Origin of the sequence: Demequina capsici (genome assembly GCF_032102965.1) — a bacterium.
In the GTDB taxonomy this organism is placed as follows: Bacteria; Actinomycetota; Actinomycetes; order Actinomycetales; family Demequinaceae; genus Demequina; species Demequina capsici.
The window spans coordinates 1,963,405-1,989,840 of the sequence record NZ_CP134880.1; the positions used below are offsets into that span (position 1 = coordinate 1,963,405).

25 protein-coding genes and 1 pseudogene are annotated in these 26,436 nt (G+C 69.0%); 12 read left to right on the forward strand and 14 right to left on the reverse strand.

Annotation, left to right across the window (positions count from 1 at the left end; translation table 11 throughout):
• Window positions 1-84 precede the first annotated feature (84 nt).
• From RN607_RS09420 to RN607_RS09435, 4 genes are all read right to left on the reverse strand, one after another.
• Complete coding sequence (locus tag RN607_RS09420; protein WP_313496549.1) at window positions 85-228, reverse strand: hypothetical protein; 144 nt, start codon at window positions 226-228, stop codon at window positions 85-87.
• A 12-nt stretch (window positions 229-240) separates the two neighbouring features.
• On the reverse strand, window positions 241-1,788 hold the full coding sequence (locus RN607_RS09425; RefSeq protein WP_313542193.1) for an NAD(P)/FAD-dependent oxidoreductase: 1,548 nt from the start codon (window positions 1,786-1,788) through the stop codon (window positions 241-243).
• A gap of 165 nt (window positions 1,789-1,953) precedes the next feature.
• A complete protein-coding gene (locus RN607_RS09430; protein ID WP_313496553.1) occupies window positions 1,954-2,343 on the reverse strand; it encodes a phage holin family protein in 390 nt (129 codons plus the stop codon).
• Window positions 2,344-2,443: 100 nt separating this feature from the next.
• The gene (locus tag RN607_RS09435; RefSeq protein ID WP_313496555.1) at window positions 2,444-2,860 is read right to left on the reverse strand and encodes a carboxymuconolactone decarboxylase family protein; all 417 of its coding nucleotides are present in this window, start codon (window positions 2,858-2,860) and stop codon (window positions 2,444-2,446) included.
• 142 nt (window positions 2,861-3,002) lie between these two features.
• Here RN607_RS09435 and valS point away from each other — a divergent pair, with 142 nt between their 5' ends.
• Both valS and RN607_RS09445 read left to right on the forward strand, forming a co-directional pair.
• Window positions 3,003-5,750, forward strand: coding sequence for a valine--tRNA ligase (gene valS / locus RN607_RS09440; protein WP_313542196.1), 2,748 nt, complete (start codon window positions 3,003-3,005; stop codon window positions 5,748-5,750).
• Between the two features lie 358 nt (window positions 5,751-6,108).
• Window positions 6,109-7,035 (forward strand): endonuclease domain-containing protein, encoded by a 927-nt coding sequence (locus tag RN607_RS09445; protein WP_313542199.1) that lies wholly within the window; start codon window positions 6,109-6,111, stop codon window positions 7,033-7,035.
• 146 nt (window positions 7,036-7,181) lie between these two features.
• Here RN607_RS09445 and clpX read toward each other — a convergent pair whose 3' ends face one another.
• The 3 genes from clpX to RN607_RS09460 form a co-directional block, all read right to left on the reverse strand.
• Window positions 7,182-8,441 carry an ATP-dependent Clp protease ATP-binding subunit ClpX gene (gene clpX / locus RN607_RS09450; protein WP_313542202.1) on the reverse strand — a complete coding sequence of 420 codons (1,260 nt, stop codon included), beginning with the start codon at window positions 8,439-8,441 and terminating at the stop codon, window positions 7,182-7,184.
• A 164-nt stretch (window positions 8,442-8,605) separates the two neighbouring features.
• Entirely contained in the window at window positions 8,606-9,325 is a 720-nt protein-coding gene (locus RN607_RS09455) for an ATP-dependent Clp protease proteolytic subunit (protein ID WP_376784150.1), read from the reverse strand.
• Window positions 9,322-9,906: an ATP-dependent Clp protease proteolytic subunit gene (locus RN607_RS09460; protein ID WP_313501711.1), complete on the reverse strand. Its 585-nt coding sequence runs from the start codon at window positions 9,904-9,906 to the stop codon at window positions 9,322-9,324. Before RN607_RS09460 ends, RN607_RS09455 begins: the two co-directional genes overlap by 4 nt.
• A 252-nt stretch (window positions 9,907-10,158) precedes the next feature.
• On the opposite strand from RN607_RS09460, the gene RN607_RS09465 reads away from it, so the two are divergent.
• Window positions 10,159-10,737 (forward strand): DUF4190 domain-containing protein, encoded by a 579-nt coding sequence (locus RN607_RS09465; protein WP_313542205.1) that lies wholly within the window; start codon window positions 10,159-10,161, stop codon window positions 10,735-10,737.
• 70 nt (window positions 10,738-10,807) lie between these two features.
• On the opposite strand, the gene tig is transcribed toward RN607_RS09465, so the two are convergent.
• Both tig and RN607_RS09475 read right to left on the reverse strand, forming a co-directional pair.
• The gene (gene tig, locus RN607_RS09470; protein WP_313542208.1) at window positions 10,808-12,172 is read right to left on the reverse strand and encodes a trigger factor; all 1,365 of its coding nucleotides are present in this window, start codon (window positions 12,170-12,172) and stop codon (window positions 10,808-10,810) included.
• 188 nt (window positions 12,173-12,360) lie between these two features.
• Window positions 12,361-12,954, reverse strand: a complete 594-nt coding sequence (locus tag RN607_RS09475; RefSeq protein ID WP_313496566.1) for a cation efflux transmembrane domain-containing protein — start codon at window positions 12,952-12,954, stop codon at window positions 12,361-12,363.
• An 87-nt stretch (window positions 12,955-13,041) separates the two neighbouring features.
• Here RN607_RS09475 and RN607_RS09480 point away from each other — a divergent pair, with 87 nt between their 5' ends.
• The 4 genes from RN607_RS09480 (at window position 13,042) to RN607_RS09495 (ending at window position 16,859) form a co-directional block, all read left to right on the forward strand.
• Window positions 13,042-13,470, forward strand: coding sequence for a MarR family winged helix-turn-helix transcriptional regulator (locus tag RN607_RS09480; protein ID WP_313542211.1), 429 nt, complete (start codon window positions 13,042-13,044; stop codon window positions 13,468-13,470).
• Complete coding sequence (locus RN607_RS09485) at window positions 13,467-14,699, forward strand: MFS transporter (RefSeq protein ID WP_313542214.1); 1,233 nt, start codon at window positions 13,467-13,469, stop codon at window positions 14,697-14,699. Before RN607_RS09480 ends, RN607_RS09485 begins: the two co-directional genes overlap by 4 nt.
• A gap of 36 nt (window positions 14,700-14,735) precedes the next feature.
• Window positions 14,736-15,125: a DUF1304 domain-containing protein gene (locus tag RN607_RS09490; protein ID WP_313496572.1), complete on the forward strand. Its 390-nt coding sequence runs from the start codon at window positions 14,736-14,738 to the stop codon at window positions 15,123-15,125.
• A gap of 132 nt (window positions 15,126-15,257) precedes the next feature.
• On the forward strand, window positions 15,258-16,859 hold the full coding sequence (locus RN607_RS09495; RefSeq protein ID WP_313542217.1) for a xylulokinase: 1,602 nt from the start codon (window positions 15,258-15,260) through the stop codon (window positions 16,857-16,859).
• 67 nt (window positions 16,860-16,926) lie between these two features.
• Here RN607_RS09495 and RN607_RS09500 read toward each other — a convergent pair whose 3' ends face one another.
• Window positions 16,927-17,802, reverse strand: a complete 876-nt coding sequence (locus RN607_RS09500) for an SDR family oxidoreductase (RefSeq protein WP_313542220.1) — start codon at window positions 17,800-17,802, stop codon at window positions 16,927-16,929.
• 81 nt (window positions 17,803-17,883) lie between these two features.
• On the opposite strand from RN607_RS09500, the gene RN607_RS09505 reads away from it, so the two are divergent.
• Both RN607_RS09505 and RN607_RS09510 read left to right on the forward strand, forming a co-directional pair.
• Window positions 17,884-18,450, forward strand: coding sequence for a TetR/AcrR family transcriptional regulator (locus tag RN607_RS09505; protein WP_313542223.1), 567 nt, complete (start codon window positions 17,884-17,886; stop codon window positions 18,448-18,450).
• 115 nt (window positions 18,451-18,565) lie between these two features.
• A complete protein-coding gene (locus tag RN607_RS09510) occupies window positions 18,566-19,498 on the forward strand; it encodes an aldo/keto reductase (RefSeq protein ID WP_313542226.1) in 933 nt (310 codons plus the stop codon).
• A 98-nt stretch (window positions 19,499-19,596) separates the two neighbouring features.
• On the opposite strand, the gene RN607_RS09515 is transcribed toward RN607_RS09510, so the two are convergent.
• A complete protein-coding gene (locus RN607_RS09515; protein WP_313542229.1) occupies window positions 19,597-21,204 on the reverse strand; it encodes an MFS transporter in 1,608 nt (535 codons plus the stop codon).
• Between the two features lie 53 nt (window positions 21,205-21,257).
• Between RN607_RS09515 and RN607_RS09520 the strand changes: the two genes are divergently transcribed.
• Complete coding sequence (locus RN607_RS09520; RefSeq protein WP_313542232.1) at window positions 21,258-21,851, forward strand: TetR/AcrR family transcriptional regulator; 594 nt, start codon at window positions 21,258-21,260, stop codon at window positions 21,849-21,851.
• Window positions 21,852-21,866: 15 nt separating this feature from the next.
• On the opposite strand, the gene RN607_RS09525 is transcribed toward RN607_RS09520, so the two are convergent.
• On the reverse strand, window positions 21,867-22,712 hold the full coding sequence (locus RN607_RS09525) for an N-acyl homoserine lactonase family protein (protein ID WP_313542234.1): 846 nt from the start codon (window positions 22,710-22,712) through the stop codon (window positions 21,867-21,869).
• Between the two features lie 329 nt (window positions 22,713-23,041).
• Between RN607_RS09525 and RN607_RS14680 the strand changes: the two are divergent.
• Together RN607_RS14680 and RN607_RS09545 are read left to right on the forward strand one after the other, a co-directional pair.
• Window positions 23,042-24,288, forward strand: a pseudogene (locus tag RN607_RS14680) (IS3 family transposase).
• A gap of 138 nt (window positions 24,289-24,426) precedes the next feature.
• Window positions 24,427-24,834 carry an SDR family NAD(P)-dependent oxidoreductase gene (locus RN607_RS09545; protein WP_313542243.1) on the forward strand — a complete coding sequence of 136 codons (408 nt, stop codon included), beginning with the start codon at window positions 24,427-24,429 and terminating at the stop codon, window positions 24,832-24,834.
• Between the two features lie 98 nt (window positions 24,835-24,932).
• Here RN607_RS09545 and RN607_RS09550 read toward each other — a convergent pair whose 3' ends face one another.
• Window positions 24,933-25,934 carry a nucleotidyl transferase AbiEii/AbiGii toxin family protein gene (locus RN607_RS09550; RefSeq protein WP_313542246.1) on the reverse strand — a complete coding sequence of 334 codons (1,002 nt, stop codon included), beginning with the start codon at window positions 25,932-25,934 and terminating at the stop codon, window positions 24,933-24,935.
• A complete protein-coding gene (locus tag RN607_RS09555) occupies window positions 25,829-26,410 on the reverse strand; it encodes a type IV toxin-antitoxin system AbiEi family antitoxin domain-containing protein (protein ID WP_313542249.1) in 582 nt (193 codons plus the stop codon). The genes RN607_RS09550 and RN607_RS09555 overlap by 106 nt, the downstream gene beginning before the upstream one ends.
• Between the last annotated feature and the right edge of the window lie 26 nt (window positions 26,411-26,436).

Below are 26,436 nucleotides of genomic sequence, written 5' to 3' on the forward strand. Positions count from 1 at the left end.
CGCCGCGGACCGGCCGATCGAAGGCGACGGGCCGGCCCGCGAGCGGGAACGCCCCCTCCGCTCGCAGCGGCCGACCCGTCGCGTCTAGTGGTGCTTGCGGGCCAGGCGCCACATTGTCCAGTTGATGCGCATGAAGCGCCCGAACTGGAGGAACGGGTTGTGCCGGCGCTTGAGCTCGCCCGGGGTGGGAAGCGGCGCGGCCGCGATCCTCTCGTTGGTCGTGTCCATGACGATTCCTCCTTACTCCGGGATCCAGGTCCAGCCCGGCTTCACCTTGGCCTTGTAGATGAACAGGGTGTGAAGCATGCGCTTCACCCAGTGGCCCGCGAGGCCGATCTCGCCGAACGTCTCCTTGAGGTTGCGGCCGGTCTCCGGGTACTTCTCCCAGTCGGGGACCACGGGACTCATGGTCATCGCCGCAGCGGTGCCGGTCTTGATGCCCGTGCCGGCCGACGCCACGCATGCCGCCGCCATCTCAGCCATCGACGCCGAGTGCGTCGGCGTGGTCGCACCCTTGAGGATCATGTCGGCGATGGTGTGCGCCACCACCTTGCCCATGGTGCCTGACGGCATGCCTGTGCGGGGCGGGCTCGGCGCCACGGCGACGCCGTCCGGAGTGGCGCGAGGCTTCGATATCTGGTGCGGCGGTGCGAACGCGATGCCGACGGCGAACATGTTCCCGTAGGTGGGGTTCTGGTAGGTGCGGGGCCAGTCCTTCGCGCTCCACTCCTCGTACTCCTTCGGGGTGTAGTCGGCGTCGACCTTCATGAAGCCCGACGGCGCGAAGATGGTGCCCGTGATGTCGGCGCCGGTCGCGTCGTACGCCTTCCAGTCGTTGCCCTTGAACGGGGGCAGCAGCATGGCGAAGTCGTACGCCATCTCATTGTGCGAGCCGTCGAGCTGGTCGTAGTGGATGACGCCCGGCTCGATCCTCGTGACGGCGGCGCCGGTGACGGCCTTGACGCCGCGCTCACGGTAGAGCGACTCGGTCCACAGCTGGCTGGTGGTGCGGAAGCCGTTCTGCTCGAACTGCATGCCGCCCACGCCGAAGTCGCCCAGCTCGTTCTCGTTGGTGAGGTAGGTGAGCTCCACATTGTCGCGCACGCCTGCCTCGCGGAGCTGGTGCTCCACGTTGAACGTGTACTCGAACGCGGCTCCCTCGCAGGTGCAGGTGCCGTGGCCGACGCCGATGACGACCTTCTTCTTCTCACCCGTCTTCGCGGCCGCGATGAGCTTGTCGAGCTCGCTGTGCGCCTGGGTGGCGTGGCTGGGGGTGCAGACGGATACGGTGAAGCCGGCGTCGGGCCCGAGCCCCTCCGTCGCACCGAAGTTCAGCTTGGGTCCGGTGGCGTTGATGACGTAGTCGTAGCGGAGGCGCTCGACCTCGCCTGCACGTCCAGGGGACGTGTGCTCCACGTCGACCGCGGGCTGGGCGAGTCCGATCTGACCGGTGACGGATGCGTGCGCGCCCGACGCGTCGGCGACGGTGCCGTACGCATCGGCACCGTCAGAACCGGGCTCCACGTCGGAGTCGCCCTCGGGCCACAGGGCCACACCCTTGGCCTGGACGAACGTGATGCCCTTCTTCTCGTAGATCGGGGCGAGCGGGAAGACCACGTCCTCCGTGGTCATCTTGCCGATGCCGACCCAGATGTTGGACGGGATCCAGTTGTAGTTGGAGTTGGGAGAGACGACGACTACCTCGTGCTCACGCGGGAGGCGCTTGCGAAGGTAGAGGGCGGCGGTATGGCCGGAGACTCCGGCACCGAGGACGACCACGCGGGCCATGGGGATCACCTTCTTCTGCTGGTGGGCCGCGCCTTTGCGGCTCTGAAGAAAATATACCCCCTGGGGCATTAGTCCTAGGACCTTCGTCCCGAGTCGGTAGGCGCGAATCCCGGATGTTGGCGCCGACCTCGCGCGTCGGAACCGGACCCGGGCGCCCCAGCGGACCTAGCCCTCCTTGCGCTTCTCCACCGCCTCCTTCAACAGGAACAACGGAAGCAGCCACGTGGCCAACGCGGTCACCAACCACACGATCACCACGCCCGCGATCCACGTCGACAGCCCGGAGATGGTGAGACCCGACGTCAGCAGGGTCGTCAACAGCAGCGCCACGAAGGTGGACAGCAGGCCCACGCCTCCCGTGAGCGCCGACGCGTACTTGTGGGTCATCTTGAAGATGAACGGCCCCAGGATCGTCTGGAAGATCGCGAACAGGATCGCGGAGATGATCAGCCCCTCGATCGTGACCTTGAAGTCGGTCAGGATCAGCGACGTGATGAACAGTCCAAGCGCAGCCGAGCCCAGGTAGATGGCCGCATTCACGATGAGTCTCACCATGATTCGGACACTACGCCCGTTCCGGACGTCCCGCGCGGCGAGAACGCACAGATTTCCTGCGTCATGGCTGGCAGGCGCCCTGCCGCCGCCCACGCCCCGACTACTCGGTACCGCGCGTGACCCTGTTCCAGGCGTTCGTGATCGCGATCACCTCGACCAGCGCGCCCACCGCCTTCGCCGACAGATGCCGCCGCACCTCCTCGCGAGCCTCGACCTCCAGGCCGCGCGGCGGATCCGTGAGGATCTCCGCGAAGCGCAGGACCGCAGCCTGCGCCTCGGTCACCAGGTCCTCGCGCATCAGCTTCACCGGCCGGCCCAGCGCGGCGATCAGGTGGGGCTTGGCGCCCAGCCGCGCCAGCTCCTCCGAGTGCATGCGCACCGAGTAGGCGTCGCCGTTGATGTGGCTGCAGCGCAGGCGGACCATCGCCTTGAGCCCAGGCTTGAGCCCCTCACCCACCTCGCCGTCGAAGTCCTCCATCGAGCGGAGGAACTCGGGCCGTAGCCGCACATCGTTCACCCGGGAACCCTAGCAACCGCGATCTGAGAGCCGCCACCACGATCTGCGAGGAGGTCGTCCACGGACGCGGCCGCCGGACGAGCACCCCGCCGCGCGCCGCCGATGTTCGCCCGCTCCCCCACGACTCTGGAAGAATGCCCCCATGACGTCGCGCATCCCTGACAAGGCCACCGTCGACGGGCTCGAGGACCGCTGGAACGCCGCCTGGGAGGACCAGGGCACGTACCGTTTCGACTCCTCGAGGACCCGCGAGCAGATCTACTCGATCGACACCCCTCCCCCCACGGTCTCGGGGTCGCTCCACGTCGGCCACGTCTTCAGCTACACGCACACCGACACCGTCGCGCGCTTCCAGCGCATGCGCGGCAAGGAGGTGTTCTACCCGATGGGCTGGGACGACAACGGCCTGCCCACCGAGCGCCGCGTGCAGAACTACTACGGCGTGCGCTGCGACCCCACGCTGCCGTACGACGAGGGCTTCGAGCCCCCGCATATCGGTGGCGAGGGCAAGTCGATCAAGGCCGCGGACCAGGTGCCGATCTCGCGCAAGAACTTCGTCGAGCTGTGCGAGCGCCTCACCGAGGAGGACGAGAAGCAGTTCGAGGCGCTGTGGCGTCACCTCGGGCTCAGCGTCGACTGGTCACGCACCTACCAGACCATCTCCCCCTCCTCCATCGCCGTCGCGCAGCAGGCGTTCCTGCGCTCGCTCGCCCGCGGAGAGGCGTACCAGTCCGAGGCGCCGACGCTGTGGGACGTCACGTTCCGCACCGCCGTCGCCCAGGCCGAGCTCGAGGACAGGGTGCGCCCCGGCGCCTACCACCGCCTCGCCTTCGAGCCCGCGGCCGACCTCGAGGAGGCCACCGGCTCCTACGAGTCCGTCTACATCGAGACGACGCGGCCCGAGCTCCTGCCCGCCTGCGTCGCCTTGGTCGCGCACCCCGACGACGAGCGCTACCAGCCGCTGTTCGGCAAGCACGTCCGCACGCCGCTGTTCGGCGTGGAGGTTCCCGTCGTCCCCCACCGCCTCGCCCAGCCCGACAAGGGCTCGGGCATCGCGATGATCTGCACCTTCGGCGACGTGACCGACGTCGTGTGGTGGCGCGAGCTCCAGCTCCCCACCCGCGCCTGCATCGGCTGGGACGGACGCTTCCTCTCCGAGGCCCCCGACGCGATCGACTCCCCCGAGGGCCTGGCCGCGTACGCCGAGCTCGCGGGCAAGACCACCTTCTCCGCCCAGACCCGCGTCGTCGAGCTGCTCCGTGAGGCAGGCGTGATGGAGGGCGAGCCCAAGCCCATCACCCATCCCGTCAAGTTCTTCGAGAAGGGCGACAAGCCGCTCGAGATCGTCACCTCACGCCAGTGGTACATCGCCAACGGCGGCAAGGACGACGCCCTGCGCGCCCAGCTCGTCGCCCGCGGCGAGGAGCTCAACTTCGTGCCCGGCCACATGGGCAAGCGCTACGAGAACTGGGTCAACGGCCTCACCGGCGACTGGCTCATCTCGCGTCAGCGCTTCTTCGGTGTGCCGATCCCGGTCTGGTACCCGCTCGACGCCGACGCCAACCCCGTGTGGGACTCGCCGATCGTGCCGTCCGAGGACTCGCTGCCCGTGGACCCGTCGGCCGAGCCCGCTCCCGGCTTCGACGAGTCGCAGCGCGGCGTCGCCGGTGGCTTCATGGGCGAGAAGGACGTCATGGACACCTGGGCCACGTCGTCGCTCACGCCCCAGATCGTCGGCGGCTGGCGCGACGACCCCGAGCTGTTCGCCAAGGTCTTCCCCATGGACCTGCGCCCTCAGGGCCAGGACATCATCCGCACGTGGCTGTTCTCGACGGTCGTGCGCGCCCACCTCGAGGACGACGTCCTCCCGTGGAAGAACGCGGCGATCTCCGGCTGGATCCTGGACCCCGACCGCAAGAAGATGTCCAAGTCCAAGGGCAACGTCGTCACGCCGATGGGCCTGCTCGAGCAGCACGGCTCAGATGCCGTGCGGTACTGGGCGGCCTCCGCCCGCCTAGGCACCGACGCCGCGTTCGACGAGGGGCAGATGAAGATCGGTCGCCGCCTGGCGATGAAGATCCTCAACGCCTCGAAGTTCGTGCTGGGCGCCACCGGCATCGCCACCGCCGCCGACCAGTCGCTCGAGGCCGGCGTGGCCGCCGCCGACACGGTGATGTCGCTCGACGTGACCGAGCCGCTGGACAGCGCCATGCTTGCCGCGCTCGCGTCGGTCGTGGATCAGGCGACCGCCGCCTATGAGGCGTACGACCACACGAAGGCTCTCGAGGTCGCAGAGACGTTGTTCTGGACCTTCTGCGACGACTACCTCGAGCTCGTCAAGGCCCGCGCGTACGATGGCGCCGCTCCCGGCGAGGCGATCGACGTGGCCGCGGGCTGCTCTGCCGAGGCGGGCTCCGCGCGTGCCGCCCTGACGCTCGCGCTCGAGACGTTCCTGCGCCTGTTCGCGCCGGTGCTGCCGTTCGCCACGGAGGAGGTGTGGTCCTGGTTCCGCGAGGGCTCGGTCCACCACGCCGCGTGGCCCGTCGCCGAGCCGCTGCGAGCGGTCGCCGACGGCGGCAATGCTGCGATGCTGCCCGCCGCAGGCGCGGCGCTGTCCGCGCTGCGCAAGGTGAAGTCCGAGGCGAAGGTGGCTCAGCGCACCGAGATCGTGTCCGTCGACCTGCTGGTCCCGGAGGCGCAGGTGGAGCTGGTGCGCGCCGCGAAGGCTGATCTGATGTCCGCAGGCAAGGTCCGCGAGATGCAGATCGTGGACTCCGTCCCTGCGCTGGAGCCGGGTGTCGACGGCGAGGCGCCCGAGGACGGCGCCCCGGACGAGATCGCGGACACCACTGTCGTCCGCACGGAGAACGCGGTCCTCGCCGACGCCTGATCTGATGTGACCGACGCCGGAGGGGCGGTGCCTTGCGGCACCGCCCCTCCGGCGTCTGGCAACCTCGCCGCCTCAGGTTCGGGTGCGTGAGTGTCGGATCTGAGAGGTCCCTGCGTCTGGCTCCCGCGTCTGGCCCCTCCTGCGGCCCGCCCAAGCTCCGGGGGCGTCGCTCAACCTCGCCACCTCAGGTTCGGGTGAGTGAGTGTCGGATCTGAGAGGTCGCTGCGTCTGACGGGTGAGTGAGTGTCGCAGCGCATCGAGGCGCGTCGGCGTTCACAGGGTCTCATCACGCGACCGCTGTCCCCATCTGCCGCAAGCGGCGGCGTCGACGCGACCGTTGCGCAGGTACCTCTATGGCATGACCCACGTGCCCTCGCTCCCTGCAGGACCACCTGATCCGCCCCTTGCGCAGGTGGTCTCAGCGAAGCCGCGCGCGTTCAGCAGGGGCGAGCTCATCCGGCTCTCGAGCCCACGCAAGGTGCGGACCGCCATCTCGTCGGGCAGGGTCGTTCGACTGCTTCCCGACGCGTACGTCGGCGCAGAGCACTCCGACTCCTTTCTGGCACGGGCACACGCGGCACTGCTGTGGGCAGGGAGTGCCGCGGCCGTATCGGGCACGTCCGCGATGTTCCTCTGGGGACTCGTGGAGTCACCGCCCAGCCACATCGAGGTGCTGCTGCCGCACCCGATTCACTTGAACCCGCCGGACTGGCTGGTCGTCAGGCGACGCGTGCGGCCGCCGGCGACGGCACACATCGCCGGTCTGGCTGTGCTGGAGCCCGCAGACGCGATCGTGACCGGCTACGGAAGGCTCTCACCGCACACCCGAGCGGAGCCGTTGTACCGCGCGGTCCGGAGCGGACTCGTGTCACCGGACGCGTTGGCGGATGCGATCCGCAGAGCGCCGCGGGTTGCGGCGCGACGCGAGCTGAGCACGCGCATCGCTGCGGCGCAGGCTGGAGCCGAGAGCTTCCGCGAAGAGGTCGGCTTGCGCTCCGTGTTCAACACGGCGGAGTTCGCTGGTCTGCTTCCGCAGCATCGCGTTCGTTGCGGAGACCAGACGTTCCGGCTGGATCTGTACGACCCCGTCACCAGGACCGGTATCGAGCTGGACGGCGCTCAGTTCCATGACGGGAGTGAGGCACGCCAACGCGACGTCCGAAGGGACGCAGCGCTGGCGTCGATCGGGATCCAGACGGTGCGGTTCACCTTCGCGGACATCGTCCAACGCCCAGCGTGGTGCCGGCAGACTCTGGCCGAGGTCCTTCGGGCCCGCGAACGATGAAACGGACGCACCGTTGACACTCAGCAACCCGTCAGATGCAGCGACATCTCAGAACCGACACTCACTCACCCGAACGGGAGTGGTGCGCGGCCGCCGACGGGCGGGAGCGGTGCGTGACTCGGCTCAGAGTGCTGACGCGGGGAGGATCACGCGGCGCCCTCGTGCTCGTCTGCCGGACGGGACAGGAACGCCGGAGCCACGCGGTCGAGCACGACCTCGCGGGTCACCACCACCCGCTCGATGTCGTCGCGTCCCGGGACCTCGAACATGGTCTCCTGGAGGACCTCCTCCATGATCGCCCGGAGGCCTCGCGCGCCGGTGCCGCGCTCGAGTGCCTGCTCCGCGATCGCGTGCACGGCGTCCTCGTCGAACTCCAGCTGGACGCCGTCAAGCTCGAACATCCGCTGATACTGCTTGACCAGCGCGTTCTTAGGCTCGCTCAGGATCTTCACCATGGCGTCGACGTCGAGCGGCGAGACCGTGGCGACCACCGGCATGCGGCCGATGAACTCGGGGATCAACCCGAACTTGTGCAGGTCCGCCGGAGTGACGTTCGCGAAGAGGTCAGAGTTGTCCGCCTCCTTCAGCTGCGCCCCGAATCCGATCCCCTTGCGGCCCACGCGGGACGAGATGATCTCCTCGAGGCCCGCGAAGGCACCGCCCAGGATGAACAGCACGTTCGTCGTGTCGATCTGGATGAACTCCTGGTGCGGATGCTTGCGGCCACCCTGCGGCGGCACTGAGGCGACCGAGCCCTCGAGGATCTTCAGCAGCGCCTGCTGCACGCCTTCGCCCGACACATCGCGCGTGATCGAAGGATTCTCCGCCTTGCGTGCGACCTTGTCGATCTCGTCGATGTAGATGATGCCTCGCTGCGCCTTCTCGACGTCGTAGTCTGCGGCCTGCAGAAGCTTGAGGAGGATGTTCTCGACGTCCTCGCCGACGTAGCCGGCCTCGGTGAGGGCCGTCGCGTCGGCGATGGCGAACGGGACGTTGAGCATGCGCGCGAGCGTCTGCGCCAGATACGTCTTGCCGGTACCGGTGGGCCCGATGAACAGCACGTTCGACTTGGCGATGTCGACACCATCGTCGTTCTTCGGCTTGGTCTCCTGGGCGCGCACACGCTTGTAGTGGTTGTACACCGCGACGGAGAGCGCCCTCTTGGCCTGCGACTGCCCCACGATGTACTGCTCGAGGAAGTCGTAGATCTCGCGGGGACGCGGGAGCTCGGTGAGCTCCGCCTCGACCTGCTCAGCGAACTCCTCCTCGAGGATCTCGTTGCACAGCCCGATGCACTCATCGCAGATGTAAACGGAGGGTCCAGCGATCAGCTTTCGCACCTGCTTCTGCGTCTTGCCGCAGAAGGTGCACTTGAGCAGGTCGCCGGTGTCCGTGGGGCGGGACATACGGTCTCCTTCCAACCGTGCCATCGTCCTCTAGGCTACCCAGCCGGTCCGACACGCGGACCCTCGACGCGCCGCCTGTTGGGGGCAGCGTCCGATCGAGGACGGCGAAGGGGGACCCCAGGGCACGCCCCGGGATCCCCCTCCCCTGTCCGACCTATCGGCTCCTACGCCTTCGCGGCGAGCGCCTGTGACTTCCTCGACTCGAGGACCTCGTCGACGAGTCCGTACTCCTTCGCCTCGGCGGCGGAGAGGAACGTGTCTCGCTCGATGTCCTCGCGCACCTTCTCCGGCGTCTGGCCGGAGTGCAGGGCGAGCGTGTTCTCCAGCCACTCGCGCATGCGCAGGATCTCCTCGGCGTAGATCTCGATGTCCGACGCCTGGGCGCGCGAGCCGCCCTCGATGCGCGGCTGGTGGATCATCACGCGCGCGTTCGGGAGCGCAAGACGCTGCCCGGGCTGGCCCGCCGCGAGCAGCACCGCCGCGGCGGAGGCCGCCTGTCCCAGGCACACTGTCTGGATATGCGGCTTCACGTACTGCATCGTGTCGTAGATCGCGGTGAGCGCGGTCTGCGAGCCACCGGGCGAGTTGATGTAGATCTTGATGTCCCGGTCGGGGTCCTGCGACTCCAGCACGAGCAGCTGCGCCATCACGTCGTCCGCAGAGGCGTCGTCGATCTGCACGCCGAGGAACACGATGCGGTCCTCGAACAGCTTGGCGTACGGGTCCTGGCGCTTGAATCCGTAGGCCGTGCGCTCCTCGAACTGGGGCAGGATGTAGCGCGATGCCGGCCCCTGGGGTGCGGCGCCGCCGAAGCCGGCTACGCCGCCAAGGGTGCCCGCGGTGCGCGCGGCGGCCTGGATGGCCTGGTACTCGGAGCTGCTCACGCCTTGCCTCCCTGCGACTTGTCGCCCGCCTCGGCGGCGTGCTTGATGACCTTGTCGACGAAGCCGTACTCGAGCGCCTCGTCGGCGGTGAACCAGCGGTCGCGATCGGCGTCCTTGTTGATCTGCTCGAGCGTCTTGCCGGTCTGCTCGGCGGTGAGACCCGCGAGGGTCTTCTTCATGTGCATGATGAGCTCGGCGTTGATGCGGATGTCGGTCGCGGTGCCGTAGATGCCGCCCGACGGCTGGTGCATCATGACTCGCGCATGGGGCGTGGCGTACCGCTTGCCGGGAGCGCCGGACGACAGCAGGAACTGCCCCATCGACGCCGCCATGCCCATCGCGACGGTGGCGACGTCGGGCTTGATGTACTGCATGGTGTCGTAGATCGCCATGCCCGCAGTGATGGAGCCGCCGGGGCTGTTGATGTACAGGTAGATGTCCTTGTCAGGGTCCTCCGCTGCGAGGAGCATCATCTGCGCGCAGATGGCGTTCGCGTTGTCATCGCGCACCTCGTCGCCCAGCCAGATGATCCGCTCTCGTAGCAGGCGGTTGAAGATGGAGTCGTTGAGCGCCATCCCCATGCCTTCGGAGCGTGCCGTGATCTCGTTCACGCCGATCCTTCCTTCTCGCGTCTTGCGTCAAACCTAACGGCGACGGACCTCGCCGCATGCCGAAAACGGCACCGTTTCGCTACGGGGTGAACGGGTGGCCGTGCACGTTCGGGGGCTTCCCGGACACGTGGGCGCCGCCGATCAGGCGCAGGGACGATGCGAGAGGCGGGGGGCATGGGTAGCGTCGATCAGGGAGGGACATCGCGCCCAGAGGAGGAAGCCATGAGCACCACGCCGCAGGACCCGTACGAGCAGAGGCCGGATCAGGCGAACCCGCCGCAGGCCGCGCCGGATCCGCAGGCCGCGCCCACCCCGCAGGCGCAGCCGCCGTATGCGCAGCCGCCCGCCCCGCAACACGCGCAGCCCCAGCAGGGGCAGCCGGTGTACGCGCAGCCACCGACTCCGCAGTACGCCCAGCCGCAGCACGCGCAGCCCCCGTACCCGCAGCAGCCGTACGCCCAGCCGTATGCGCCGGCGCCGTATGGTCCCCAGCCGGGCACGGAGAAGAACTGGATGGGGATCACGTCGCTGGTGCTGTCTCTAGTGGGGCTGTTCACAGGCATCACCGCGATCGCCGGCATCGTGTTCGGGCACCTGAGCCTCAGCGCGGTGAAGCGCGGCGAGGCGAACAACCGCGGCCTGGGGCTCACCGGCCTGATCATCGGCTACGTGGTGGCGGTCCTCGGCATCCTGGCCACCATCGCGTTCCTCGTCTTCATCGGGTGGATCGGCACGCAATGCGGTGGCGACAACCCTGCGAGCTGGTGCACGCCGGACAGCTCGTACTCGTGGAGCGCCTGACCGGGTCCCCTGAACGGCGACGGCCCCCGTCCTCCTCAAGGAGGGCGGGGGCCGTCGAGCGTGAGCGAGGTTACTTCGCGTCTGCCTCGCCGGCGGCCTCGGCCACCATGGCCGCGGCGGCGTCGGCGTCAATCTCCGGCTCGGCGCTCTCGTCCTCGAGCGAGCCGATGACCGCCGACAGGTCGACGGCGGCGCCGGCGGTGTCGACGACGGTGGCACGGCGCAGCGCGAACGCGGTGGCCTTGGAACGGGCGACCTCGGCGACGATCGCGGGGATCTGGCCGGCCTGCTCGATCTGCTGGATGAAGGTGCCGGGGTCCATGCCGTACTGGCGGGACGCGTTGAGCAGGTAGTCGAGCAGTTCCTGCTGCTCGACCTGGATGTCCAGATCGTCCGCGAGGGTGTCGAGGAGGATCTGGGTGCGCAGCGCGGTGTGGGCCTCGGTCGTGACCTCGGCACGGTGCTCGTCGTCCTCGAGGCGGTTCTCGTTCTCGAGGTGCTGGTGGACCTCGGCCTCGATGACCTTCTGCGGCACGGAGAACTCGCCGACGGCCTCGGTGAGCACCTGGAGCAGCTTCTCGCGGGCCTCCATGGCCTGGTTGTTGGTCTTGATGCGCTTGGTCTGCTCGACCAGGTCGGCCTTGAGCTCGTCGATGGTGTCGAACTCGGAGGCGAGCTGCGCGAAGTCGTCGTCGGCCTCGGGGAGCTCGCGCTCCTTGACGGCGGTGACCTTGACGGTGATGGTCGCGGTCTGCCCGGCGAAGTCGCCTGCGGCGAGCGGACCCTCGTAGGTGGTCTCCTCGCCGGCCGACAGGCCGGTGATGGCCTCGTCGAGGCCCTCGAGCATGTTGCCCTCGCCGATCTGGTACGACGTGCCCTGGACGGAGTCGACGTCGTTGCCGTCGACCACGGCGGACAGGTCGATCGTGACGAAGTCGCGGTCGGCAGCGGGACGGTCGACGGTCTTGAGGGAGCCGAAGCGCTCGCGCAGGTTGTCGAGGCGCGCCTGGACGTCCTCATCGGAGACCTCGATGGGCTCGACGGTGACGGTCAGGGTGTCCGCGGCGGGCAGGTTGACCTCGGGGCGGATCTCGACGGTGGCGATGAACTCGAGACCCTCGTCGCCCTCGACGGCGCCGGGGATCTTGGTGACCTCGACCTCGGGCTGGCCGAAGGGACGGATGCCCTGCTCCTCGACCGCGGCGGAGTACCAGCCGGGCAGGCCGTCGTTGACGGCGTGCTCGATGATCGCGCCCTTGCCGACGCGCTGCTCGAGGATGCGCGGGGGGACCTTGCCCTTGCGGAAGCCGGGGATGGTCACCTGCTCGCCGACGTGCTGGTAGGCGTGGTCGAGCGAGGGCTTGAGGTCCTCCTCGGTCAGGGTGACCGTCAGCTTGACGGTCGTGTCGTCGATCTTCTCGAGGGCGCTGGTCACAGAAAAACTCCTGAATGGGTGGGATATGGCCCGGGTGCCGGGTAGGGCCCGCGCGCGGGCAACCCGCCAATCCTATAAGGGATGTCCGCCGTACCCCAATCGGACGGGTGCATTTCGCGTCGGGCTGACCGCTGCGCGGGAGGGGCCGACGCGGGAGCCGGGCCCCGGGGCCGCGCCGGGGCGAGGGCTCAGGCTTCGGCAGCGCGTGCCTCGAGGCGCTCCTTGGAGGCGGCGCGCCAGACCTTCAGCCCGGCGTCGGCGTTGACGGCGCCGATGCCCAGGCCGACGATGATGTCAGGCCAGCCCGACACCCACACGAGGGCGATCATGGCCGTGCCGATCACGGCGATGTTCGCGAGCGCGTCGTTGCGCGCGGAGAGCCAGGCCGCACGGGCGAGCGAGCCGCCGAGGTGCCGGTGCCGCACCAGGATCGACGCCGCGGCGAGGTTGGCGACCAGCGCGCCGACGGCGGTGACGGTCAGCGGGATCGTCTCGGGTCGCGTGGGGTCGAGGATCTTGATGACCGCGGTGACGAGGGTGGCGATGGCGGGCACGAGGATCACGAGCGCGAGCACATGGCCGATGCGTGCGCGGCGCTGCACGGACCATGCGGCGGCGAAGAAGATCAGCAGGTTGAGGATCGCGTCCTCGAGGAAGTCGATGGAGTCCGCGGTGAGCGAAACGGAGCCGATGACGCGCGCGACGGCGAACTCGATCACCGCGTACGCCAGGTTGATGAGCGCCACGGCGAGCACGGCGCGGCGCAGGGAGGTGAGGGCCATGCGCCCATCCTGGCAGGTGTGCGCACGCCGGCTGGCGCCATCGACCGGCTTGGCAACTTTTACATCATCTGTTTATATATATAGATGATGGAAACGGAACGACGCACCGCCCTCGAGCAGCTGCTCGCGCAGTCGCACCGCGTGACCCGCATCGCCGCCGCGGCAACAGGGAGCGCCACGCCGTCGTCGCACCGCTCGGTGCTCGCCCTGCTCGCCCGCGACGGCGACCACCGGGTCGGCGAGATCGCAGCCGAGCTGCGCCTCACCCAGCCTGGCGCCACCCAGGTGGTGACCGCGCTCGCGGAGGAGGGCCTCGTGGAACGGTGCGCAGACCCGGACGACGGCCGCGCCACCCGCGTCTCCATCACTCCCGCCGGCCGCACCTCGGTCGACCACTGGCGTCGGGACCTGTCCGACGCGCTGTCCCCCATGCTCGGCGAGCTCGACGACGACGACTGGGCGGCCATCGCCCGCACCGCCGCGCTGCTCGCCTCGATCGACAGGAGCCCCCGTTGAGCAGTCCATCGGACTTCCGCAGCCTCGTCCACCAGCCGACGGCCGTCTGGGCCGTCGCGTTCGCCAGCGTCGTCGCCTTCATGGGCATCGGCCTCGTGGACCCGATCCTCCCCGCCATCAGCGCGGACCTGAACGCCACCCCCACGCAGGCGGAGCTGCTGTTCACCAGCTACCTGCTCGTCACCGGCATCGCGATGCTGTTCACCAGCTGGGTCTCCGGCCGCATCGGTCCTCGGGCGACCCTGCTCGTCGGCCTCGCCCTGGTCGTCATCTTCGCGACGCTCGCCGGGTCGTCCGACACCGTGGGAACCATCATCGGCCTGCGCGCCGGCTGGGGCCTGGGCAACGCCCTGTTCATCTCCACGGCGCTCGCCACGATCGTCGGCGCCGCCTCCGGAGGCGCCGCGAACGCGATCATCCTCTACGAGGCCGCGCTCGGCCTTGGCATCGCGATCGGCCCGCTGCTGGGCGGCGCTCTCGGATCCGTGTCGTGGCGGGCCCCGTTCTTCGGCACCGCGGCACTCATGGCGATCGCGTTCGTCGCGCTCGCCGTGCTGCTGCGCGGCGACTCGGCGCCGCGGGTGAAGGTGCCGTTCTCCGCGCCGTTCCGCGCGCTCGGGCACCCGGGCCTGCGTCTGCTCGCGTTCGCCGCGCTGCTGTACAACATCGGCTTCTTCACGCTGCTCGCCTACTCGCCGTTCCCGCTCGGCTTCGACGAGATCGGGCTTGGCCTGACGTTCTTCGGCTGGGGCGTGGCGCTCGCGATCACGTCGGTGCTCGTCGCCCCGCAGCTCACGTCGCGGCTGCCGCGCACGCTGGTCCTCTCAGCGACGCTCGCGCTCCTGGCGATCGACCTGGCGGTCGGGTCGCTGGTGGTGGGGACGCCTGCGGCGCTCGTCGTCGTGATCGTGGTCGGCGGCCTCCTGCTCGGCGTGCTGAACACCGTGCTGACGGAGTCCGTGATGGAGGTCACCGAGCTCCCGCGTTCCGTGGCGTCGTCGTCGTACTCATCGGTCCGCTTCCTGGGCGGCGCGGCCGCTCCCCCGCTCGCCGCCTGGCTCGCAGGGATCGCGGGCGACTGGCTGCCGTACGCGGTGGCCGCAGTCGCCGTGCTCGCCGCCTCGGTGATCATCCTGGCCGGCAGGCCGCTCCTCGCGAAGGTCGACGGCATGGGCGCGGAGCCCGCGGACGTCGAGGCGGAGGCGATCAGCGTGGGCGACGCGGCCTGACGGACGCGCGCGGCGCGGTGGGGATACGGTGAGCCCATGATCCCCACCGCGCTCGTGCTCGCCGCCCTCGCGGCGCTCGTCCACGTCTACATCTTCCGGCTCGAGTCGCTCACATGGATGGCGCCGCGCACGCGCGCGACCTTCGGCGTCGCCACCGAGGAGGAGGCGGAGCACACCCGCCTGATGGCGTTCAACCAGGGCTTCTACAACCTGTTCCTGGCGATCGTCACCGGTGTCGGAATCGTCCTGATGGGGGCAGGCGCGTCGGACGCAGGTGCCGCCTTGGTGCTCGCGGGCACCGGCTCGATGGCCGCCGCAGCGGTCGTGCTGGTCGCCAAGTCTCCGCGTCTGGCTCGATCCGCTGCCATCCAGGGAGCCCTTCCGCTGCTCTCGGTCGTGCTTCTCACCCTCGGCTTGCTCGCCTGACGGGAACGTCGCCGCGGGGGTCCCGGGACCTCCGGTGCTCCATCGCGGAGCCGAAGGCCGTACAGTGATGTCGAACGTTCACATCGTCGCGTCCGCAAAGTCGCGGACGCTGGACAAAGGAGTTGGCGACCGATGCCGAAGCACGCACTCGACGCGACCACCGCGATCACCACCGGGCAGACCTCACTGGGCATCGAGCTGGGCTCGACCCGCATCAAGGCCTGCCTGATCGGCCCGGACCACGAGGTTCTCGCGACCGGCAGCCACGCCTGGGAGAACCAGTTCGTGGACCGCCTGTGGACGTACTCGGAGGAGGCGATCTGGGAGGGCCTTCAGGCGAGCATCGCGGATCTCAAGGCGGAGGTCGTGAAGGCGCACGGAGTGGCGCTGACCTCGGTCGGCTCGCTCGGCCTCTCCGCGATGATGCACGGCTACCTGGCGTTCGACGCCGACGGGACGATGCTCGTGCCCTTCCGCACCTGGCGGAACACCAACACCGAGGCCGCCGCGGCGGCGCTCACCGAGGAGCTGGGCTTCAACTTCCCCCTGCGATGGTCCGCGTCGCACGTCTACCAGGCGGTCCTGGACGACGAGCCGCATGTCGCCGAGCTCGACTTCATCACGACGCTCGCCGGGTACGTCCACTGGCGGCTCACGGGTCGCAAGGTGCTCGGCGTGGGCGACGCCTCCGGCGTGTTCCCCATCGACCCCGCCACGCACGACTACGACGCGACGATGCTCGCAGGCTTCAAGGGCATGGTGGCCGAGCGCCGCCCCCAGCTGGACGTGACCATGCTCCTTCCGCAGGTGCTGGTCGCGGGCGAGGATGCAGGCACCCTGACCGCGGAGGGCGCGCTGCTGCTCGACCCGACTGGCGACCTCGAGGCCGGCGCACCCGTCTGCCCGCCGGAGGGCGACGCGGGGACCGGCATGGTCGCCACGAACGCGGTCGCCCCGCGCACCGGCAACATCTCCGCCGGCACCTCGATCTTCGCGATGGTGGTGCTCGAGCAGCCGCTCGACTCGGTGCACGAGGAGCTCGACATCGTCACCACTCCTGGCGGCGACCTGGTCGCGATGGTGCACTGCAACAACGGGGCCAGCGAGCTGGGCACGTGGGCGTCGGTGTTCACCGAGTTCGCGGAGGCGATGGGCGTGCAGGGCGGCGCCGACGCGGTGTTCGAGACCCTGTTCAAGGCAGCGCTCGAGGGTGAGGCCGACGGCGGCGGCCTGCTGGCCTACAACTACCTGTCCGGCGAACCGATCACGGGGATGGCCGAGGGCCGCCCGCTCTTCGTCCGCACCCCCGGCTCGCGGCTGACGCTCGCAAACTTCATGCGCACCCAGCTGTACGGCGCGTTCGGCACGCTCAGCATCGGCATGAAGGTGCTGCACGACGAGGGCGTGCGGCTGGACTCGATGTTCGCGCACGGCGGCATGTTCCGCACCGCCGGCGTGGCCCAGCGCCTGCTGGCCGCGGCGATCGCGGCGCCTGTCTCCGTAGGTGACACCGCGAGCGAGGGCGGCGCCTGGGGCATCGCCGTGCTCGCCGAGTACCTGCGCAAGGGCGCCACGACGGGCCTGGGAGAATACCTGAACCACGACGTGTTCGCCGACGCTGCACTCGACACCGTCTCCCCCGACGCCGACGACGTGGCCGGGTACGACGCCTGGCTCGCGCACTATCGCGCGGGCCTCGCGATCGAGCGCGCGGCCACGGAGGCGATCAGCTAGGCCCGAGCGTCAACGAAGGGTCCCGTCGGCATCGCGCCGACGGGACCCTTCCTCGTTGCACCGGGGCTCAGTCGAAGTAGTGACCGGCGTCGATGTCGTCGAGCAGCGTGGCGCCCTGAGGCTGCCACCCGAGCAGATCCTGCGCGACCGTCGAGGTCGAGGCATGGTCCATGGTCTGCAGCATTCCGAGGAACCCGAGCGCCGCAGGTTCGACGGACGCGGTGGGCAGTCCGAGCCCGCGTCCGATCGACTCGGCGATCGCCTTGACGCGCACACCCTCGTCGCCGATCGCGTGCAGGACGGTGCCGCCAGGCGCCGAGTAGAGGGCGTCCCTGAACAGCCGCGCGGCGTCGTCGACGTGCACGCCGTTCCAGCGGTGCGCACCGTCTCCTACGTATCCGGCGACGCCTGCGCTGCGGGCGATCGCGACGAGCTGCGCGATGAACCCGTGGTCGCCCGTGCCGTGAACCGAGCGAGGGAGCCGGACGGCCGAGGTGCGGACGCCGCGGTCGGCGAACGCGAGCGCGATCTGCGCGCTCTCGGCGCGGGCCGCTAGGGCCCCATCGAGCCCGAGGTCCGTCTCCTTCGACGGGCGCCCGGGGCCGACGGGCGTGCCGGAGGCGAAGACGAACGGCTTGCCCGTGCCTGCGAGGGTCTCGCCGATGGCTCCGATCGCGCCGCGATCCAAGGTGATCTGCGCGGCGGGGTCGGAGAAGTCGTGGACGTACGCAAGGTGGACTACGGCATCGGCGGCGGCTGCGGCGTCGGCGATCACGTCGACGTCGGCGAGCCCGCCTCGGATGACGCCGTGGCCGGCGCCGGTGAGCGCCGCCGCCGACGCGTCGGATCGGGCGAGGCCGGTCACCTGATGGCCGTCGGCTGAGAGCAGGGGCACGAGGTGGCTGCCGATCCAGCCGGTGGCGCCTGTGACGAGGATGTGCATGGATCGCTCCTTGATGTCAGTAACTGTCATCGCTCACGGTAACACCTGATGTCAGAAACTGCCATCCCCTACGATGTCTCCATGGGCAGATGGGTAGCGGGCGCGCCAGGCAGGCTGGCCCTCGCCGCGCTCGAGCTTTTCGCCGAGCGCGGCTACGACGCGACCACCGTCGCGGACATCGCCGAGCGGGCGGGGCTCACCGAGCGCACGTTCTTCCGCCACTACCCCGCCAAGCGTGACGTGCTGTTCGGCGGCAACTCAGCGCTCAACGCCGATATCCGGGCGTCGGTGCTCGCAGCACCGCACGATGCGTCACCGCTCGACCTGGCACTCGCCGGCGTCGCACCCCTGCGAGAGCACCACGACGCCAACAAGGAGGCAGTCCGTCGTCGCGAGGCGGTAGTCGCCTCCCACGCGGACCTCATCGAGCGGGACCTGGCCAAGCGCGCCACCCTGGTCGCGACGATCACCGCAGCGCTCGTCGAGCGTGGCGTGGACCTCGCGACCGCGGAGATGGTCACGAGCGCCGTCGGTCAGGCGTTCGCCACCGCCGTGCGCGACTGGCTCCAGACGGAGTCCGAGGGTGAACCGCTCGGCGCTCTCATGAACACTCGCCTGAGAGCGCTCGCCGACGCACTGGCGGCCTGACGCTCCGCGGCGCAGGCTCCGAGGCTCCTGGTAGGCCGGGCCCCACACCACGGTTCTCGCGCAGGGTTGGGCCTAGTGTGGTGGAGGCACCCTTGACGACACGAGAGGTTCGACGATGAAGACCTTCACCATGCCCGGCACCGAGCTCACCGTCCCCGCAGTCGTGCTGGGACTGATGCGCATCATGGAGAAGTCGGACGACGAGATCCGCACGTTGATCAAGACCGCGATGGACGCGGGCATCGACTTCCTGGACCACGCGGACATCTACGGCACGCCGCCGCACGGCTGCGAGCGACGTTTCTCGGAGGCGATGCGACTGACCTCGACGGAGCGTGAGGCCCTGACCATCCAGACGAAGTGCGGGATCCGTCAGCCCGGGCCGTACTTCGACTTCTCCTACGAGCACATCGTCGACTCGGTCAACGGCTCGCTCGAGGCGCTCGGCACCGACTACCTCGACATCCTGCTGCTGCACAGGCCCGACGCGCTCGTGGAGCCCGACGAGGTGGCGCGCGCCTTCGACGAGCTCCACGCGAGCGGCAAGATCAGGCACTTCGGCGTCTCCAACCACACGCCCGGCCAGATCGCGCTGCTCAAGCGATCCGTCCGCCAGCCGATCGTCGCCAACCAGATCCAGCTGTCGGTGACCCACGCGCCGGCGATCGCCAGCGGCATCGCGGCGAACATGGGCGACCTGGACCAGTCGATCGACCGCGACAACGGCATGATCGACTACTGCCGCCTGAACGACATCACCATTCAGGCGTGGTCGCCGTTCCAGGCGCGCTTCTTCGACGGCCCCTTCCTGGGGAGCGAGCACTACCCCGAGCTCAACACGATCATCGACCGTCTCGCGTGGAAGTACGAGGTGCCGGTCGAGGCGATCGCCGTCGCGTGGCTCACGCGTCACCCGGCGAAGATGCAGGTGGTGCTGGGCACCACCACCCCCGCGCGGGTCGAGGCGGCGGCCAAGGGGGCCGACGTCCACCTCTCCCGCGCGGAGTGGTACGAGATGTTCAGGGCCGCAGGACACACGGTCCCGTGATGCCGCCTCGGTCGCTCCGGGACGTTCTCAGGTGACCGAGCTGCCCACGCCTGCACGGTGAACGTGCGGGAACCCGTCAGGGCGGGTACAGATCTCCGTCACCTCGACTGCGACGGCTCCTCGTCGTCCTCCTTGCGGCCGACCGACGCCGGGAGTGCCAGCGTTGCGGCGAGGCCCAGGAGGATGATCACTGCCGCCACGCCGGTGGTGATGCGGGAGGCCGTGATCATGGCGTCCGCGGCGGCGTCGCCTGCGACCTGGGTGCTCGGGTCGGCCTGGAGGGACGGGATGACGGCACCCGCAGAGTGACGGACGGACTCGACGACCGCCGGCCGACTGTCGGCCGGCACTCCGGCGGATGCGAGGTGGTCATCTGTGGAGTTGCCGAGGCTCACGACCAGCAACGTGCCGAGGATCGCGACTCCCAGCGCGGATCCGAGCTGTCGGAAGGTGCTCTGAAGCCCCGAGGCCTGGCCGGACTCGGCGACCGGCACGTCGACCAGGATGACGTTGGTCAGCTGCGCGGTCGCCATGCCCACGCCCGCGCCGTACAGGAACAGCCAGGCGGCGATGGCGGGCCCGCCGATCGACATGCAGAGCGTGATCGCCAACCCTCCGACGGCGATGGCCTCGCACGCCAGGCCGAGGCGCACGACGGCACGGGCACCGAGCCGCGCTGTGAACTGCGGGGTCGCGCCGGAGATGAGGAAGGTGCCGATCGCGAGGAACAGCACAAGCCAGCCGGTGCCGAGCGCGGAGTAGCCGAGCGCGTTCTGCAACAGCAGCGGAAGCGTGAAGAGCAGGCCGAACTCGCCGAGCGCGACGACGAGTGCCGCGAGCGAGCCGTAGCGAAACGAGCGGATGCGGAGCAGCGTCAAGTCGACGAGCACCGGCTTGCCTGCACGCTGACGTCGGAGCTGGTCGACGACGAACAGCACCATGAGCAGGATGCCCGCTGTCATCGCGATCGGCACGGGCGAGATCGCGCCCGAGTCCTGGACCCACCAGCCATACTGGCCACCCTCGATGAGCGCGAAGACGATGGCGCCCATGCCGAGCGTGGACAGCGCCGCGCCGCGCAGGTCGAGCGTGCGGTGCTCTCCGAGCTCGCGCGTCTCAGGCACGGCCCACACGACGAGCGCCAGCACGAGCAGCCCGACGGGCACGTTGAGCCAGAACGCCCAGCGCCAGGTCACGTCCGTGGTGAGCCATCCACCCACCAGGGGGCCGACGGCGGCCATGCCGCCGATGGTCGAGCCCCACACCGCGAACGCGATGGCCCGCTCACGACCGCTGAAGATCGCGTTGACGGTGGACAGCGTCGCGGGGAGGATCATCGCTGCGCCGACGCCCTGCACCAGGCGGGCCGCGATGAGCGCACCGCCGCTGTCGACCGAGCCGGCGACGACGCTGGCGAGGATGAAGACGCCCATGCCGACGAGGAGGAGACGACGACGGCCCCACAGGTCTCCCGCGCGGCCCGTGGTGAGCAGGAGCGCGGCGAGCATGAGCGAGTAGACGGCGTTCATCCACTCGGCCTGCGTGGCGGTGAGTCCGATGTCCTGGATGACCACAGGCAGGGCCACGTTGACGACCGTGGCGTCCATGATGATCAGCGAGACGCCCAGGGCGACGGCGGCGAGCGCCCACCAACGGCGCTGCGGGGCGGGGTTCGGGGACTCCGCGATATCGTTGTCGACAGTCATGTCGGCATCTTATCGACACGTATGTCGGTAAGCAAAGGCGGAAGGAGGAGCGAATGCCACGGATCGATGCACCCACAGTCGCCGAGCACCACGCGCTCCGACGTTCCGCCCTGCTCGAGGCCGGACGGACACTGCTCGCCGACGACGGACCTGACGCCGTCACGCCGAAGGCCGTCGGCGCTGCCGCGGGCATCGCCCGCTCGAGCGTCTACCAGTACTTCCCGTCAGCCGCGGAGCTCATGGCCGCGATCGTCGAGGACGCGTTCGCGCAGGCGAACGCAGTCCTGCGGGACGCGCTCTACGAGGCCGACTCGCCCACTGGAAGGCTCGACGCCTATCTCAGGACGAGCCTCGCACTCGCGACCGGCCACTCCCACTCGATCTTCGACGGCGTCGATCTCACGACGCTGCCCGGGCACACCCTTGCCCGCATCGACGAACTTCACCGCGAGCAGATGGAGCCGCTCCTGACCGCGATCAGGGAGTGCGGCGCGCGCGAGCCAGGCATCGCCGCGCAGCTGGTGGGCGGGATGCTCAGCGCCGCGGCCCGAGCGGTGCAGCTGGGCGCAGACCCCGCGGACGCCGAGCGCACGCTCCTGGAAGCGGTCCACCACGGGCCCGTTCCGCACCCGCCCGCCGCGGACTAGCTGCGCCCTGCCACCTCAGGCCGAGGTGAGCCGGGCCTCGGCCTCGGGATCGTGAGCGGCCAGCACGACCAGTCCCGGCAGCGCCTCGATCAACTCCCTCACGCGACGCGACGCCTCCCGCTGCGCTCGTCGGTCTCCGACATCGGGGACGATGCCGTCCTCCAGCAGTGCCGGGTCATAGGTGAGGTCCCCGACAAGCAGCAGGGGTGCCGCGCCGGCCCTTCTCACCAGCAGGCTCATGGAGCCCGACGTGTGACCGGGCGTGGGGACGAGCACGAGCGCCCCATCGCCGAACACGTCGTGCGCGCCCTCGAACATCGCGAGATCGGGGTCGGCGGGCGGCGGGAAGTCCACGGGCCGGTAGTTCGCGGCACCGACGTGGTCGACCAGCACGCCGTGCAGCGACGGATCCTTCTCCGAGAGGAGGTCGTGCTCCGCTCGTGAGAGCAGCACCGGACTCTCGCCGAACAGCGCGACGTTGCCCGCATGGTCCTGATGCAGATGCGAGACGGCCACGAGGTCCACCTCGGCGATCGACGAGCCTGCCGCCGTGAGCTGTGCGGTCAGACCATGCTCGGCCTCCACCTGGAACTCCGCCTGCCGGCGGAAGACCCAGCCGACGAGCCCGCGCGGGTAGTAGCCCGGGGCGAGCGATGCGGGCGACTGGCCGGTGTCGAACAGGAGCGTGCCCTGGGGGTGGGACACGAGGAAGGCATGCACCGGCAGCCACTGGGACCACGTGCGCGCTGTGAGCGTCCACCACAGCATGGGGGTGCCCGTGCCGCGGATGTTCTTGGGCCTCACCCTCACGCGTCCGCAGTTCAAGGCGACGACGTCGATCTCGGGGAATAGCATGCCCATGGCGACAGTCTGCCGGTTTCTGACTTCATTGCGGCCACCTCGACGGGACCATCATCGCCGAGCATCGACGCGACGCAGCTCACGAGTCGGGATGACAGGACGTGGACCTGCCGCTCAGGAGGATCCGATCCACTCCCCGACCTTGACGGCCGTCTCGGGAAGTCGCGGACTCACTCGTATTGTCACGGAACCCGGCGGTTCGCCCACTCCGAGTGTCACCGGTTGATTGCGGTCCATGGCGGCCGCGACCGCAGGTGACGATCACGCCGGCAAGCCCGCCAGTCGTCAGTCTGAATCGGCCTGGGTTTCGTTCCGTCTGATCGACAAGGATGGAACCCATGACTCGATACACGCCGGAGATGCGTGAGCGCGCCCTGCGGATGCTCGCCGAGGCGCTGCCGGATCACCCGAACCTGACCTCCGCGACGCGGCACGTGGCGGGGATGCTCGGGATGAGCCCGGAGACCCTTCGCCTGTGGCAGCGGCAGATGGAGGCCAACGCGGGCGGCAAGGTCGCGAACGTCAGCGAGGCTACGGCGGAGATCAAGCGCCTGAAGCGCGAGAACGCCGAGCTTCGCAAGGCCAACGAGATATTGAAGGCTGCGAGCGTGTTTTTCGCCAAGGAGCTCGACCGGCCCTGACCGAGATGATTCGCTTCATCGATGTGTCCCTTGGATCGTTTCGGGGTCGAGCCCATCTGCCGAGTCTTACGGCCGGCAGTCCAGGGATTCCTCACGTCGCGCGGCTATCGCGCTGCGAAGACCAGAACACCCTCGGCTCGTGCGCTGCGTGATGACCTGCTCGTTCCTGAGGTCGCGCGGCTGCATGCGGAGAACTACGGCGTCTACGGACGGCGGAAGATGCATGCGCTGATGCGCCGGCAGGGCTGGGACATCGGACGTGATCAGACCGAGCGACTCATGAGACTCGCGGGCGTGCGCGGGGTGAAGAAGTCCAAGCGGGTCTTCACGACGAAGAGCGATCCAAAGGCGGCGCTGCCGAAGGATCTCGTGAAACGCCACTTCCAGGCAGACGCCCCTCGCCGGCTGTGGGTGTGCGACATCACGTGACGCACGCGACGTGGTCTGGCTTCGCTTACGTCGCTCATCACTCACCGACGTGTTCTCCCGCAGGATCGTGGGCTGGAACGTCGCTTCGACGCTCAAGGCCGAGATCCTGCCGCTGCAGGCTCTCGACATGGCGGCCTGGGACGCCGGCGGCGACCTCGACGGACTGATCCATCACGCCGATCACGGGTCGAACTATCAGTCGATGGTCTACACAGACCGCGTCGTCGAACTCGGCGCGAAGCCGTCGACGGGAACCGTCGGCGATTCGTATGACAATGCCCTCGCCGAGGCGGTGGGCAACTCTCTACAAGACCGAGCTGATCCGCCAGCGAGGACCGTGGCGGACAGTCGAGCAGGTCGAGCTCGCGACCCTCGAGTACGTGTGGTGGTGGAACCACCAGCGACTCCACGGCGAGCTCGGCATGCGCACTCCCGAGGAGGTCGAAGCCGAGTACTACGCTGACCTCGCAGCCGCCCAAACGGCGTCTGTCGGACAAGGAAACTGAGCGGAACGAAACTCAGGCCGATTCACTGCACTTCTACAACCACCACCGGCAACACTCAGCCATCGGCAAGGTCCCACCCATCACGAGGTTGAACAACCTGCCTGGGCACTACAACTAGCCAAGCACGCCGCCCGCCACATGGCCGACAACCACTCCGGCAACATCCTCATCACCTCGTCCCTATCCGCGCTGACGCCGACACCGTACGAGTCCATCTACGGACCCACCCGCGCATTCATGTACTCCTTCGCGCAAGGCCTGCGCGAAGAGATGCGCGAACACGGCGTCAACGTCACCGCCCTCCTGCCCGGCGCGACCGCGACCGAGTTCCACGACCGAGCGGGCATGCAGAACACCGCCTTCGGCGACAACTCCCGCAAGACCGACCCCGCGCTCGTCGCACGGCTCGGCGTCGAGGCTCTCTTCGAGGGCGAGGACCACGTCGTCGGAGGTCGTGCACGGACCCGACGCAACGCGTGGAAGCACCGGCTTGGTTCCGAGGAGAGCAAGGCCCGCAGGTTCGCGAAGCTCAGCCGGCCCCGGTGAGGCCGGTCGACACCAGCCTCGTCCTGGCAACCAAGAACTCGAACTAGTCTCAACAGAACGTTCGAGTAGATCGTTCGAGTAGACGCCGCGGGTTGAACTCAGCCCCAGCGCCGCGCCACGGGATCCCAGTCACGCACGCGCTGGGATCCGAGGACTGGGTCGGCGAACTCGGAGACGGCGTCGAGCACGTGGTCGAATGCTTCAGGGAGGTCATCGAGCCTTCCGGTGCGCTTTCGCCAGGCGGCCCACTTGGCTTGCGCGAGTGGTGGCATTTCGGCGAGCGCGGGCCGGATCGGCCCCAGTTCGACGCCGCGGTGGCGAGCGACAGTTTCGAACGATGCGCGAAGCTCGCTCGCGTCCACGTCTCTGGAGCGCGTGAGCGTGTAGACGTCGGCGAAATCCCGCCAGCGGGTGTTCGCCTCGCCGCGGTCGAGCATGGTGATGATCTTCTCGGCAAGCACCATCGTCAGCGGATAGCCGAGCAGCCTGATGTCGGTCTGCCCGAGCTGGAGCAGCCGGGGAACCTCCACGACCGTGGGCGCGGGCCAGATCGGATCGCCGAAGTTGACGTCGATACCGATGGTCACTCGCGAACGGCCGAGATGTCCGACGAGGCGGACTCGGACTCCTGCGTACTCGTCCTCGTCGCGGATCGCGGTCGCTGTCACGCTCGCGGCGTCGAAGACAACACCGTCCGCAATGTCGATCGATGCGATCGCGCGGACCCGCTCGGCGACGTCGTACGCCTCGTTCGCGAGACCCGTGGCCTGCAGGTCGATGTCCTTCGTCGGCCGTCTGAGGGCGAATGCCGCGAGCAGGACTCCACCCTTGAGCACGAAGTCGTCGCGATGCTCGCTCGCAGCGATACGGGCGAGGAACGCCTCAAGCACGTACAGCGTCTGGAGCTCTTGGACGTCGCCAGCCGTTGCCCGCGCCAGGCTGCGGATAGCGAGGACTGCGTCCCCGTCGGGCGTGCCGCGCTGAGGGTTCGGGCTCACAGCAGGATCTCCAATGCGTTTCGAATTGCAGGCTGTGCCTTGGGGAACGATGCGGCCATCTTCAGCAGCGAGGCAGGGCCGTTTCCTCGCGTGCGCAGCCATCGCTTGAGTGCGTCGATAGCGAGGTCGCCCCCCCAGTCGTGCCGCAGTCGGAACAGGTCGATGATCGTCCGCTCCGGCGAGTACAGCCCGATCGACAGCCCGCCGGGAAGCTCATGCTTGCCGCGCCCGATGTCGAATGTCGCTGCGTCGAATCGGTGCCATGCGATCGGAGCCGTCGGCGCCTCGATCGGCTGCATCCCGCGCGGGATAGCGATGTGGGAGCGCGTAGGGATCTCGTCGGTCAGCTCATGCAAGGCGAGCGCCGAGAGCAGGCACAGCGTCGCTTGCGGACGCTTGACGGCGATCGCCATCCACGCCGCCGTCGTGTCGTCAGCCTCGCCGGCGCGCAGGAACAGGCCGGGCGCGATGCGCTCGTACTCCCCCGCGCCTAGCAAGGCTCGGAGTCGGTGCCTGGTCAGGCCATGATCCGCGAGCGACTCGTAGTGGAGCATCGTGGGATCTGCAGATGAAGCCATGCCCGCGCCCTCCCAGCCACGCCGAC